At 61.6% G+C, this 12,771-nt stretch carries 11 protein-coding genes and 1 tRNA gene; 4 read left to right on the top strand and 8 right to left on the bottom strand.

Going from position 1 to position 12,771, the window contains the following annotated elements; all coding sequences use genetic code 11:
- Positions 1-168 precede the first annotated feature (168 nt).
- Positions 169-1,728, top strand: coding sequence for an ATP-dependent endonuclease (locus ACHFFA_RS01705; protein WP_394269111.1), 1,560 nt, complete (start codon positions 169-171; stop codon positions 1,726-1,728).
- Positions 1,729-1,799: 71 nt separating this feature from the next.
- On the opposite strand, the gene ACHFFA_RS01700 is transcribed toward ACHFFA_RS01705, so the two are convergent.
- A tRNA-Phe gene (locus ACHFFA_RS01700) sits at positions 1,800-1,885 on the bottom strand.
- Between the two features lie 133 nt (positions 1,886-2,018).
- Between ACHFFA_RS01700 and ACHFFA_RS01695 the strand changes: the two genes are divergently transcribed.
- Positions 2,019-3,101 carry a hypothetical protein gene (locus tag ACHFFA_RS01695; RefSeq protein WP_394269110.1) on the top strand — a complete coding sequence of 361 codons (1,083 nt, stop codon included), beginning with the start codon at positions 2,019-2,021 and terminating at the stop codon, positions 3,099-3,101.
- Positions 3,102-3,104: 3 nt separating this feature from the next.
- On the opposite strand, the gene ACHFFA_RS01690 is transcribed toward ACHFFA_RS01695, so the two are convergent.
- Positions 3,105-3,617 carry a septal ring lytic transglycosylase RlpA family protein gene (locus tag ACHFFA_RS01690; protein WP_394269109.1) on the bottom strand — a complete coding sequence of 171 codons (513 nt, stop codon included), beginning with the start codon at positions 3,615-3,617 and terminating at the stop codon, positions 3,105-3,107.
- Between the two features lie 132 nt (positions 3,618-3,749).
- On the bottom strand, positions 3,750-4,964 hold the full coding sequence (locus tag ACHFFA_RS01685; RefSeq protein ID WP_394269108.1) for an argininosuccinate synthase: 1,215 nt from the start codon (positions 4,962-4,964) through the stop codon (positions 3,750-3,752).
- A 116-nt stretch (positions 4,965-5,080) separates the two neighbouring features.
- Between ACHFFA_RS01685 and ACHFFA_RS01680 the strand changes: the two genes are divergently transcribed.
- Positions 5,081-5,968 (top strand): Ku protein, encoded by an 888-nt coding sequence (locus ACHFFA_RS01680; protein WP_394269107.1) that lies wholly within the window; start codon positions 5,081-5,083, stop codon positions 5,966-5,968.
- Positions 5,965-8,499 (top strand): DNA ligase D, encoded by a 2,535-nt coding sequence (gene ligD, locus ACHFFA_RS01675; protein ID WP_394269106.1) that lies wholly within the window; start codon positions 5,965-5,967, stop codon positions 8,497-8,499. The genes ACHFFA_RS01680 and ligD overlap by 4 nt, the downstream gene beginning before the upstream one ends.
- On the opposite strand, the gene ACHFFA_RS01670 is transcribed toward ligD, so the two are convergent.
- From ACHFFA_RS01670 to ACHFFA_RS01650, 5 genes are all read right to left on the bottom strand, one after another.
- Positions 8,496-9,737 carry a class I SAM-dependent methyltransferase gene (locus ACHFFA_RS01670; protein ID WP_394269105.1) on the bottom strand — a complete coding sequence of 414 codons (1,242 nt, stop codon included), beginning with the start codon at positions 9,735-9,737 and terminating at the stop codon, positions 8,496-8,498. The two genes, ligD and ACHFFA_RS01670, sit on opposite strands and share 4 nt — an antisense overlap.
- Positions 9,738-9,768: 31 nt before the next feature.
- Positions 9,769-10,506 (bottom strand): molybdopterin-dependent oxidoreductase, encoded by a 738-nt coding sequence (locus ACHFFA_RS01665; protein WP_394269104.1) that lies wholly within the window; start codon positions 10,504-10,506, stop codon positions 9,769-9,771.
- Positions 10,496-11,173 carry a cytochrome b/b6 domain-containing protein gene (locus tag ACHFFA_RS01660; RefSeq protein WP_394269103.1) on the bottom strand — a complete coding sequence of 226 codons (678 nt, stop codon included), beginning with the start codon at positions 11,171-11,173 and terminating at the stop codon, positions 10,496-10,498. Before ACHFFA_RS01660 ends, ACHFFA_RS01665 begins: the two co-directional genes overlap by 11 nt.
- Positions 11,170-11,934 (bottom strand): SDR family oxidoreductase, encoded by a 765-nt coding sequence (locus tag ACHFFA_RS01655; protein ID WP_394269102.1) that lies wholly within the window; start codon positions 11,932-11,934, stop codon positions 11,170-11,172. Before ACHFFA_RS01655 ends, ACHFFA_RS01660 begins: the two co-directional genes overlap by 4 nt.
- A gap of 126 nt (positions 11,935-12,060) precedes the next feature.
- The gene (locus ACHFFA_RS01650; RefSeq protein ID WP_394269101.1) at positions 12,061-12,549 is read right to left on the bottom strand and encodes a glycine zipper 2TM domain-containing protein; all 489 of its coding nucleotides are present in this window, start codon (positions 12,547-12,549) and stop codon (positions 12,061-12,063) included.
- Positions 12,550-12,771: the final 222 nt, after the last annotated feature.

Below are 12,771 nucleotides of genomic sequence, written 5' to 3'. Positions count from 1 at the left end.
CTGCGGCAGAAGCGGTTCAATCCGCGCCCACTGCTCATCCGAAAACCAGAAGAAATCCGCCATTCACCAAGCCTCCTCGCTGGAGGAACGTGAATCACATTGCAGCGCCGGTGTGAATCCCGTTTATGGGTCCGGACCCTAGGAGCATATTTGCGACGCCATGCAAATGTGAACCTCATCACCGATAAGTGCCCTCGACAGTTTAAGGTCAGCCGGAAATATCGCTTTGTCGACAGTGATCTCAAGAATACCCATTCTTTTTATGATTTTAGGCCTTACTATACAAAGAAGGGCCAATCTAAAGAGCATCAAGCTACTGGCGACCCGAAAACGCGGGAAATTTGGGAGCATGCTACAGATTTCATTGCCGCAAACTTCCCCAAAATTGTATATTTCCCGACGTTTCTTTTCCAAGTGCCCTCGAAGATTTACCTTGAGGATCCTGTAGAATGGAAGTCCAAGGAAGAAAGAATAACAAACGCTTATTTCGTGCAAGTGCTACAAGATGTAGCTGATTCTCTCGGACAAGACATTTCGATAACGCGCCATATCGTGGATCGAGTGAAACGAAAACGAAGTGATTTTGAAGCTATAACCTCCTTTTTTGCTGCCTTTATGGGAATGGATGAGGCCACGCAAATACGCGCTGTCGTAAGTAAATTGTCGGGCGCTATGACTCGCACCATATTTGGAGCTTGGAATCAAATATTCGACCACACGGTTTCTAATAAGAGCGTCCGGATTGAATGGGGTCTCGACACCGAAAGAGGTGGCATTCCTTGGGTTCAGCTGCAAATACACGATGGCGAGCAGCCATACGCGGTGCATGAAAGATCGCTCGGTTTTCGATGGTTTTTCACGTTCCTCCTATTTACGCAATTCCGCAAAAGCCGAAGGTCTGAGCAGGGAACGGTGTTCTTGTTCGACGAGCCAGCTTCAAACCTGCATGCTCGTGCGCAGATGAAGTTGCTCGAGAGCTTCGGCAAGACTGCGTCCGAGAGGCAATTCATTATTTACTCAACCCATAGCCACTATATGGTAGAACCAATGTGGCTTGAGAAGGCATACATAGTCGAGAATAGAGGGTTGAATTTTGAAGATGAAGAAGCGGGATCGCATTTTGAAGAAATTGAAACTGACGTTATTTTAACTCGCTATCGACAGTTTGTTCACAAATATCCTGATCGTGTTTCGTATTTCCAGCCGGCTCTTGATGCCCTCAAATTCAACTTCGGCCCGCTTATGCCTGGAAGATATGCGGTTATCGTCGAAGGAAAGTACGATTTTCATCCTTTACGCTATTTCCAAGAGCGATTGAAAATCGGCAGGGACGTTCTTTTTATTCCGGCGCCATCTGCGAGCGAAGCGGGGACATTAATCAGCCTTCTCCGTGGCATGGGTACGAAGTTTTTGGTTGTTCTTGACGATGACGGAGCGGGACGGAGGGCGGCGAGGCGCTACCGCGAGCATCACCTGTTGACCGACGACGAGGTGCTTACGATTGCTGACCTCGATCCAAAACTTAAAGGCAAGGCTTTTGAGGCACTGTACTCTACCGAAGTCGCAAACTTGGCTGGCAACGGTAATGGCGAGGCGACGAAGGGGCAATTCTCGCTGCTTTTCCAAAGGCTGCTACTCGAGAATCAGCTTGACGTTGGCATAGGAGCGACAACTAATCGGGTAAAAGCGTTGCTACGAAAGATCGTCGATAAAGTGAAAGGGGTCTAATTCCTTTTGGCAGGAGGCGCCCCAATAACACTGAAAAGCCCGCTCTACGATTTCTCGGAGCGGGCTTCCCGTATAAGGTGCGGGATTCGAACCCGCGGTACCCAGAGGGTACGCCCGTTTTTCAGGCGGGTGCCTTAAGCCACTCGGCCAACCTTCCATGTCCACACATGGTGGATGCCCCAATTGCAGCTACTCAAAATTATTTGCAAGTCCTAACGATCACGGACTTTCCTACGACCTTTCATCCCGCATACCTAACACGGTCCTGCCCTCCACGAATGGACCGCCCCATGACCCCGCACAACCCCCACGCGCTTCCCGCTCCCTTCCTCGACCAGCCGCTCGCCGCGCTACCCGAGGATGGGACCGACGAGCGCCTCCCTATCTTCACCCGCGACCGCCAGACCGCCTTCCTCCGGGCGCTTGCCGCCTGCGGGGTGGCGCGGCGGGCTTCGGTGCAGGCGGGGGTCTCCTATCGCACCGCCTATCGCGCGCGGCGGGCCGAGCCGGCGTTTCGCCGCGCGTGGGATGCGGCGCTGCTGGCGGCGCGGGCGATGGCCGAGGACGTGCTCGCCACCCGCGCGATCGAGGGGGTGGAGGAGGAGGTGTGGTATCACGGCGAGGTGGTCGCCACCCGCCGCCGCTATGACAGCCGCCTGCTGCTCGCCCATCTCGCGCGGCTCGACAAGCTCACCGAGGATGCGCGGACCCGCGCCTTCGCCGACGATTACGAAGGCGCGCTCGAACGCTTCGCCGCCGGGTGCGACGATCCCGCGCCGGTGTGCGGGACGTGCGGCGATGCCCTGCCGCCGGCACCCGCGTCCTCGCCAGAGAACCCGGCGGGGGACGGGGCGCCGCTTTCTCCCTCAGGACTGTGTGACAAGTGTGACAGCGCCGCCCGCGCCGCCGCCGCCGAAGCCGCCCGGCTCGCCGCCGAATGGGACGCGGAGGATGACGAGGACGGGGCGGATTGGGACGAGCGCGACAACCCCGGGCTCGACCTGCCGTGCGACTGCGTGGGTGCGCGCTTCGGGATGGACCGGGGGCGGGCGCATTACCAGCGCGGGCCTGCGGGGCCGGAGCCGGTGTGCAATGTCGGCGGCGATGGCCCGTGCTGCGCCGCGCCGAGCTGGCCCGGATGCCGCGACTGCCCGCACTATCCGCGGGTCAGCCGCCTGCTCAACGAGATGGAGGACCAGCGCCCCGCCGACGTGCTCCCTCCTGCCGGCGACAACGCGCGGGTGCTCGAGGCGCTGCAGATTGCGGCCTTCGAAGCCGGGGTGGGGAAGTGGTGGCGCATCACCAGCGAGGATGAGCTGGATGCAGCGCTGGAAGCCTTGCCCCAGGGTGCGGGGCTGGCGGCGGCGGCCTGAGGCTCAGCCCTCGATCACCGCCAGTTCGACGGTACCCTTGCCGCGGGCGATCAGGCCGAGCTGCGAGGCGGCGGCGTGGCTCACGTCGATCAGGCGGCTGTCGTGGAACGGCCCGCGGTCGTTGATGCGGACGACGACCGACTGTCCGGTGCGCGGGTTGGTGACGCGCAGGCGGGTGCCGAAGGGCAGGGTGCGATGCGCGGCGGTCAGCGCGTTCATGTCGAACCGTTCGCCGCTGGCGGTGCGGCGGCCATGGAACTCGCGGCCGTAATACGACGCGGTGCCGCTGCCGAGCGAGGTGGCTTCCGGCTCGCTCTCGATCGTGGGCTCGAAGCTGTCGAGATCGACGGCATGGGGCCCGGGCTGCGGCGCAGGGGGAAGAGCGGCATAGCTGGCGAATTGCGCCTCGAACGCAGGCGCGGGGGCATGCGGCGCGGCGTCCTGCGAATGGCCCGCAGTGCTCGGCAAGGCGATGGCGGCGGCAAAAAGCACCGCGCGAAGCGTACGACTTTGCATTGGGGTAAACCCTCCGTTCGTCCGCCAGCGGTTTACCGTCGCGAACCCGGAGAGTCGTTAACGCGGCAACCCGCCCGCCCCGGTCCGGCAACGCCTCACCGCAGATCGTGACGGAAAAGCGGCGGGCGGAATTTACCGATCGCGCCGCGCAAGCAGTCGCAGGCGAAGGGCCTGCAACTTGATGAAGCCCTCGGCGTCCTTCTGATCGTAGGCACCGGCATCGTCCTCGAACGTGACGTGCGCTTCGGAATAGAGCGAATGGGGCGAGCGGCGGCCGACGACGCTGGCGAGCCCCTTGTACAGCTTCAGCCTGACGGTGCCTGTCACCTTGGCCTGGCTGTGATCGATGGCTGCCTGCAACATTTCCCGTTCGGGGCTGAACCACAGACCGTTGTAGACCAGCTCTGCATAGCGCGGCATCAATTCGTCCTTGAGGTGCGCGGCGCCCCGGTCGAGCGTGATCTGCTCGATCCCGCGATGGGCGCGGGCATAAATCTCGCCCCCGGGGGTTTCGTACATCCCCCGGCTTTTCATGCCGACGAAGCGGTTTTCGACGAGGTCGAGGCGGCCGATGCCGTGTTTGCGCCCCAGTTCGTTCAAAGCAGCAAGCAGGGCAGCCGGCGAAAGGCGGTTGCCGTCCACTGCGACGGCATCACCACGCTCGAAGTCGATCGTGATGTATTCCGCCTCGTCAGGGGCATTCTCAGGGTCGAACGTGCGCGAATAGACATAGGCGGGCGTCTCCTCCCACGGATCTTCCAGGACCTTGCCTTCGGAAGACGTGTGCAGAAGGTTCGCATCGGTCGAGAACGGACTTTCCCCGCGCTTGTCGGTGGGGACAGCGATCTGATGTGCTTCGGCCCACGCGATGAGGGCCGACCGGCTGGTAAGGTCCCATTCCCGCCAAGGCGCAATGACCTTGATATCGGGATCGAGAGCATAGGCGGAAAGCTCGAAGCGGACCTGATCATTGCCCTTGCCGGTTGCACCGTGGGCGATCGCGTCGGCTCCGGTTTCGCGGGCAATCTCCACCAGGCGCTTGGCGATCAACGGGCGGGCGATTGCAGTGCCGAGGAGATAGTCGCCTTCGTAACGGGCATTGGCGCGCATCATCGGAAAGACGAAATCCCGGACGAACTCCTCGCGCAGGTCCTCGATGAAGATGTGTTCATCGGGAATGCCCATGGTGCGAGCTTTGGTACGGGCAGGTTCGATCTCCTCCCCCTGGCCGAGGTCGGCGGTGAAGGTGACCACTTCGAGCCCGCGCTCTGCGCTCAGCCACTTAGCGATGACCGATGTATCGAGGCCGCCCGAATAGGCCAGGACGACGCGGCGAATGTCGGACATTGGATTACCCCTCGATTGAACGCCGCGGCGGCTAGCAAAGGGGCGGGCGGTAGGCAAACGCCGGAGCGCGAAACCTTTACCCCTTTCGTTCGCTGATCAGGGCGAAGGAGAGACCCATGGCAGCACGCGCCTATTGGCAGGGCCAGATACGACTGGCGCTGGTCAGCATACCGGTCGAAGTCTATTCGGCAACCAAGACCGGCGCGCAGATCAGCTTTCGGCAGATCCATGAGCCGACGGGAAAGCGCATCGCCTATGAAAAGGTCGTTCCGGGCATCGGCCCCGTTGATCGAGACGATATCATCAAGGGCTATGAACTGTCGCGCGGCAACTACATCCTGCTTGAGGAAGAAGAGATCGAAGCAGTCAGGATCGAAAGCAAGCGAACACTCGAACTGGTACAGTTCGTCGACGCATCGGAGATCGACCCGCTATATTACGAAAAGCCCTATTACGTGGCGCCCAAGGACGAATTGGCCGAAGAAGCCTTCATCGTGCTGCGCGATGCGCTGCGCAAGGCAGGCAAGGTCGGCATCGGCCAGCTTTCGATCCGCGGACAGGAAAAGCTGATCGCGATCAAGCCGTGCGGCAAGGGCCTGCTCATGGAAACGCTGCGCTATGCCGACGAAGTACGCAAGGGTCAGTCGTTCTTCAGCGAGATCGACGACAAGAAGCCGGCCAAGGAACTTCTGGACCTGGCGACCTCCCTGATCGACAGCCGCACCGCGCCGTTCGATGCCAGCGCCTACAAGGATCGCTATGTCGACGCACTCCGCCGGCTGATCGACAAGAAAGCCAAGTCCAAGAGCGACAAACTGGTCATCGAGGATGCCGAGCCGGCCGCCGGATCGTCCAGCAATGTGATCGATCTGATGGCTGCCCTCAAGAATTCGCTGAAGGAAGACAAGCCGGCACGTTCCGCGGCAAGCAAGGCATCGCGCCGGTCTGGCAAGCCGGCGGAAGAGCCGGCCAAACGCGCGCCGCGGAGGAAGAAGACTGCATGACCAGGAAGGTCGACCTTCTCGCCGAATACAACCGCAAGCGCGATTTCGGCCGGACACCCGAACCGGCCGGAAAGCGAGCTGCGAGCGATGGGGGCGACCTCTTCATCGTGCAGAAGCACGATGCAACCCGGCTGCACTGGGATCTCCGTCTTGAGGTGGACGGCGTCTTGAAAAGCTGGGCGGTCACAAAGGGGCCGTCCCCTGATCCCGACATCAAGCGTCTCGCGGTCCGGACCGAAGATCACCCGATGTCCTATGCCGAGTTCGAGGGGACTATACCGAAGGGGGAATACGGCGGCGGCACCGTGATGTTGTGGGACCGCGGCCGCTGGGCCCCGATCAAGGGCAAAAGCGCCAAGGATCTCGACGAGGGCCATCTCCACTTCACGCTCGAGGGTGAGCGCATGAAGGGCGAATGGCTTCTCATCCGCCTTAAACCCAGACCGGGCGAAAAGCGCGAGAACTGGCTGCTGCGCAAGATTCAGGACGCATTTGCCGAGGAAGGCGACGCCCTGGTGGACCGCGCGCTGACGAGCGTCCTCACCGGGCGTTCGATGGCCGAGATCGCTGCCGACAAGGACGGCACGTTCACGCTCGCCGGTCGCAAGGACGATGCCTTTCTCGAGCAGATGGAGAAGGCGCGCGAGCACAATGCATCGAAAGCCAAGGCGAAGACCGCCCGAAAGCCGCGCCGCAAGAAGGCTGCGCCGCTTCCCGCGTTCCGCGCCCCGCAGCTAGCCACGCTGGTGGACGAGGTGCCCGAGGGCAACGGGTGGATGCACGAAATCAAATTCGACGGGTATCGTGCCCTCATCGCGGCAAAGGGCGAGGACGTGCGGGTCTACACCCGCTCCGGCAAGGACTGGACCGACAAGTTCGCCCCGCTGGTTCGTGCGATTGCTGCGCTCGACCTTCCTTCATGCCTGATCGACGGCGAGATCGTGGCAACGGATGACAAGGGCAATCCCGATTTCTCGACTCTTCAGAGCGTGCTCAAGCGTGGGCACGGGCAGCAGGGGGAAAGCGATGCGCTCGCCTTTCATGCCTTCGACCTTCTCGAGGTCGATGGTGAAGACCTCACCGGCTATCCGAATATCGAGCGCAAGGAACGGCTCGAGGCCGTCTTGGGCACGGCGCAGCCGCCGATCCACATGGCGGACCACGTCATCGGTTCAGGCGAAAAGCTGTTCGAGGCCATGTGCAAGGCCGGCCAGGAAGGCATCATTTCGAAAACAATCGATGGCGCCTATTCGGGCAGCCGCGGCAAGCGCTGGGTCAAGGTCAAGTGTACACGCCGGCAAGAGTTCGTCATCATCGGCTGGAAAAAGTCGAGCGCGCGGGCGCGTCCTTTCGCATCCCTGCTCTTGGCGCAGAACGAGGGCGGGGCACTTGTTTATAAGGGCAATGTCGGGACGGGCTTCAACGCACAGGACTTGGAGGAACTTGCCGACAAGATGGGCCCTCTGGTCAGGGACAGCGCGCCGGCGCCGGTCGACAAAGTCTCCGCCCGAGGCGTCACCTGGGTCGACCCGAAGCTCGTCGCCGAAATTGCCTTCGCCGAATTCACGGCTGATGGAAATGTACGGCACGGCAGCTATCTTGGCCTGCGGGAGGACAAGCCGGCCCGCAAGGTCAAGCCCGAGAAACCCGCAAAGGCCCCGCGCGAACGAAGCGGCGTTGCCATCAGCAGCCGCGACCGCGTGATCTTTCCCGATAGCGGCCAGACCAAGGGCCAGCTTGCGGATTATTACGAAGCAGTCGCGGCGATCATGTTGCCGTTTGCCGGACATCGCCCGATCAGCCTCGTTCGCTGCCCCCAGGGCCGGGCACGCAAATGCTTTTTCCAGAAACACGATAGCGGCTCGTTCGGCGATGGAGTCCACCAGGTGGCCATTGCCGAGAAGGACGGCGGGCACGAAGACTACCTGTTTGTCGATAGTGCGCGGGGGCTGCTTCAATGTGTCCAGATGGGAACGATCGAGTTCCACGGTTGGGGTTCGCGCAGCGATGCGGTGGAAAAGCCCGACCGGATGGTCTTCGACCTGGACCCCGACGAAGGTCTCGACTTTGCCGACGTCAAGCAGGCGGCGATCCATATTCGCGATCGGCTGGCGGATCTGGGGCTGGTCAGCTTTGCCATGCTATCGGGCGGGAAGGGGGTTCACGTCATCGTTCCGCTGACCCCCGGTCATAGTTGGGAAGAGCACAAGGATTTCTCCCGCCGCTTTGCCGAAGCGCTGTCTCTGGCCGAACCGGACCGCTTCATTGCGACAATGAGCAAGGCCAAGCGCAAGGGGAAGATCTTCATCGACTGGTTGCGCAACCAGCGCGGTTCCACCGCGGTGCTTCCGTATTCGGCCCGCGCCCGCGAAGGCGCCCCGGTGGCAGTGCCCATCGCCTGGACGGAGCTTGAGCAGATGGCGGACGCCAAGCCCTTCGCGATCGATGACGCAGAGACATTGCTCGCCCGCGCTCAGGATCGATCGCTTGCCGGCTGGGGGTTCGCCAGCCAGTCTCTGCCCGATCTTTAAACCAGCGCTTTCTCGGCTTGCGCGATATAGTCGCGGGTAAGGGGAAGGGTCCTTCGATTGCGCGCGAACTGGATCTGGTAATTGCCCATCCCCCCCCATTCAAAAGCGGCAGTCGCACCGGCCAGGTAGAAGGTCCACATTCGATAGAAGCGCTCGTCATACATCGCGACGATCGCTTCGCGGTTGGCCTCGCAGTTGGCGTACCATGCACGCAATGTGCGGGCGTAATGTAGGCGCAGCGTCTCGATGTCGGTATGGATCAAGCGGTGCTTCTCGCTCGCGGCGAGAGTTTCGGAGAGGGCCGGAATGTAGCCGCCGGGAAAGATGTACTTGCGGGTGAAGGCGTCGGTCGTGCCCGGGCCACCGAACCGGCCGATGGTATGCAGCAGCATCACTCCATCGTCGGCCAGAAGACGTGCGCAAGCTTCAAAAAAGCTGTCGAATTGCGGCCTTCCGACATGCTCGAACATTCCCACGGAAACGATCCGGTCGAACCTTTCGCCGCGCCCCGCGAGATCGCGATAGTCGACCAGTTCGAAGGTGACCCGGTCGGCGACACCGGCGTCGCGTGCGCGATCGCGGGCAAGGGTCAACTGCTCTTCGCTAAGCGTGATGCCATGAACCTTCACATCGAAGTGTCGGGCGAGGAAGATGGCCATTCCGCCCCATCCGCAGCCGATATCGAGAACCCGCTGCCACGGCTGCAAATGAAGCTTCGCCGCGATATGGGCGAGCTTGGCGTGCTGAGCCTCGCCTAGCGTGGCGGTGCTTTCTGTCCAGTACGCACAGCTGTATTGCATGTGCTCGTCATCCAGCATCAACTGATACAGCCGATTGCCGATGTCGTAGTGGTGCGCGACGTTGCGGCGGGCGCGGACCCGATCGTTCAATGATTCAGCGACGAAGCCGAGCGTGTTCGCCGCGCGCTTGCCAAAGGTCGGCCCGCGCAGTTCGCCGCCCCTGTCCCACGGCCCGTTGGCCCGCAACAGGTAGACCAGATCCATGATGCTGCCCCGCGTCACCTCGAGGCGCCCATCCATATATGCCTCGGCAGCGCCCAGCCGGGGGTCCAGTAGAATGTCGCGCGGAACCGCATCGTCGGCAAAACGGATGGCGACATCCGGAAAGTCGTCGTCGAAAGAACCGACCGCGTCGACGGTGCCGTCGGCGTAAGTAATCTCGAGTGTCCCCCGCTTCACGACCGAATGGAGAAACCGGAAAAGCAGATTCCTGATCATGTGCACCTTGGATGGCTTAAGATATCGTAGGTCAAATGCCAGCGTACCACTGATACCCGGAACGATCTTCCCAATAGCCGCCGCCGCCCCTGCCGATCGGGGCAAGGCTGTCGACCACCTCGATCGCAGTCAGGTATTTAGCGTGCTTGTATCCCAGTTGCCGCTCGATCCTCATCCGCAGCGGCGCCCCGTTCCGGACCGGGAGCGGCGCGCCGTTGAGGCTGTGCGCGACGATCGTCTGAGGGTGAAACGCATCGAGCAGGTCGACGCTTTCGTAATAAGGCGAACCAGCCAGGGTATCGGCGCAGCGGAAGACGACGAACCGGGCGTTTTCGCGCAAGCCCGCAGCTTTTAGTAGGACCGAAAGGCGGGGGCCGGTCCATTCGCCGATTGCGCTCCATCCCTCGACGCAATCGTGCCGGGTTATCTGGGTGCGCTGAGGCAGCCGGCGGATGTTGTCGAGCGAGAGCGACAGCGGGTGATGCACCAATCCGCGCACCTCCAGTCGCCACTCGGCAAATCCGTTCGCCTGATGCCTCGGATACTGGCCTCCGGGCTGGGTCGTGCCGTTGCCGCGAAAGAACGGCGACAGGTCCGCCTTGCTGAATTCCGGTGCCAGCGCGTCGCGCGGATTGAGCAGGCGGTGGGCGCGCAAGTGCCATCGTTCGGCTGTGTCGAGAACGCGCGAGGCGGTGCTGCTTTCGCTGATCCGGCTGCACCCGCCGACGAGGGTGGCGCCAAGACCAAGGATGACTGTCCTACGCTTCATCGGCGGATCGTCCGGTAATCATCGCACCGATCATCCTGCGAGGCCCGGCGGCGAAGGCAAGGACGATGTGGCCGATAGTGAAACCCGTAAGCAGAGCGGCGATCATAAAGTGGAGGCTTCTGGCAGATTGCCGCCCGCCGACGAGATCCGCTATCCAGCCGAAGCTCGGCCCCATTCCGGGGCTGATCGCGATCCCGGTCAGGACCATGCCGGGCAGCAATATGCCGAAAACCCCGCCATAAGCGATGCGCTGAATGAACCCGTATCGTCCGGGTGTGGCGCGCGCATGTTTTTCCATCCGCACATACTGCCGCAGTTCACGTGTCAGCGTCCCGTCGCGCCATTGCGCAAGGCGTGTGGCGATATCGCGCCGAAAATGGCCGTTCAGTAGCATCACAAACCAGATTGCGAGCAATCCCAGCGCAAAGGGCCAGGCAAGCAGGTTGTGCCAGTCCCGGGCAAGAGCGAGATTGTAATAACCCGGAATGGTCATCCAGTCCGAAAACCGCGGCACTGCCGTCCAGGCTTCTTCAGCAGCGAAGCCGGCTTCGCCCCAGTAGAGCCATGGATGGGCATTGGATATCGTCAATCCGCTCATCACCAGCCCGATGAGGCACAGCGCATTGAGCCAGTGCCAAAGCCTGGTCGACAGGGCATGACGCTTCATTGACCCGCCATGTCCCTTGCCAGATAGATGACATCGCGTGGCTGGCTGCACAGATGCTGCCCGGAATCGACGTACAACGTCTGGCCGCTGGCGAGGGAACCTTCGGCTAGAAACAGCACCGCTTCGGCAACTTCGCCGGCTCCGGTGCGCCGTTTCAGCAAATTGAGGCGATGAGACCGATCCGCTTCGGCTTCGGACTGGTCATGGCTGGCAAGGATCGCGCCTGGTGCGAGGCAATAGACCCGGTCTTGCGGCCGTGCTGCGCCCATCGCCAGCATCGGGACCGCCGACGCCACGGCATGCTTGCTCATCGTATAGCTGAAGAAGTCGGGGTTCGGATTGGCCAGTTTCTGATCGGTAAATTGAATGACCCGCCGCCCTGCCGTCGATCGTGCGTTCCCTAGGAAAGCTTGTGCTAGCATCAGGGATGCCAGCGTGTTTACCCGCATTGCTTGGTCGAACACGTCCGGGTCTGCTCGGGTTACCAGGTCTGGTTCGAACACCGCGGCGTTGTTGACCAGCACCCTCAAATCGTTTTGATTTTGCGAAAGATCGCGAGCCATACGACATGCGGCATCGGGATCGGCCAGATCGCATTGAACTGTCTCGGCACTCGCGAGGTCCGCGGCAAGCCTCTCGGCCTCGTCGTGCGAGCAGTGGTGATGAATGATGACATGCCATCCGGCCGAACCGAAGCATCGGACGATTTCGGCCCCGATCCGGCGCGCGCCGCCGGTCACCAGAACGGCGGGCTTGCTCAAGGGACCACTGCGGCTGCCATGTCTAGGGGCTTAGCGCCTCGAAGGCCTGCGACGCAACTCCCGGCAAAAGCGCAAAAATAGGAGGGGATGCCGCAGTCGCGGCATCCCCTACCTCTCGCCACATTATCAGCGGCAGTTCAGGCTGCCGCGATCGATCTCGCGACCGACCAGCGCACCAACCGTGCCGCCGAGGATCGCACCAAGGGTGCGATTGCCGCTGCCGGCGATCTGGTGGCCGGCCAGCGCACCGACGCCCGCACCGATGACCAGGCCAGTAGTGCCGTTGTCGCGGCGGCAATAGTAACGCCCGTCGCGCCCGCGCCACATGTAGCTGTTCCGGGTGATCCGGCGGGGCTGATAATAGCGGCCGCGATCATCATAGATGCGCCGGGTGTCCCGTCGTGCATCCCGGCGAGCTTCGCGTCGCTCATACCGCCGGGCATCTCGCCGTGCTTCGCGACGTTCATAGCGCCGCTCGGCCTGACGCGCCCGTTCCTTGGCCCGCTTGCCATGCGCCGGGGCCCAGCTCGGAGGATCGGCAGCCGCAGGCGCCGCAGTCCCGATGCCGGTGATGCACAATATCCCTGCCGCCAATGCGAGTGAGAATTTTTTCATCCGTGGATCCTTTCCATCGTTCGATAGCGCCTGCTTCGTACAGCAATTCGCAACCTTGGATGAACGAACCACTGGTGGGTTTTGAGGTGGTCCCGGAAATTTGGACAGGGTGCTAAGCTAATCCCGACCTGAGGAATGGACGGGAAATGAAGAAGACGAGGAAGCGCTACAGCGCGGAGTTCAAGGCAAAGGTGGCGCTGGAAGCGATCCGGGGTGACCTGA

Source organism: Qipengyuania sp. (assembly GCF_043423005.1).
GTDB lineage: Bacteria > Pseudomonadota > Alphaproteobacteria > Sphingomonadales > Sphingomonadaceae > Qipengyuania.
Note: the sequence above shows the minus strand (reverse complement) of the source record. Positions and strands in the feature narration are given on the sequence as shown.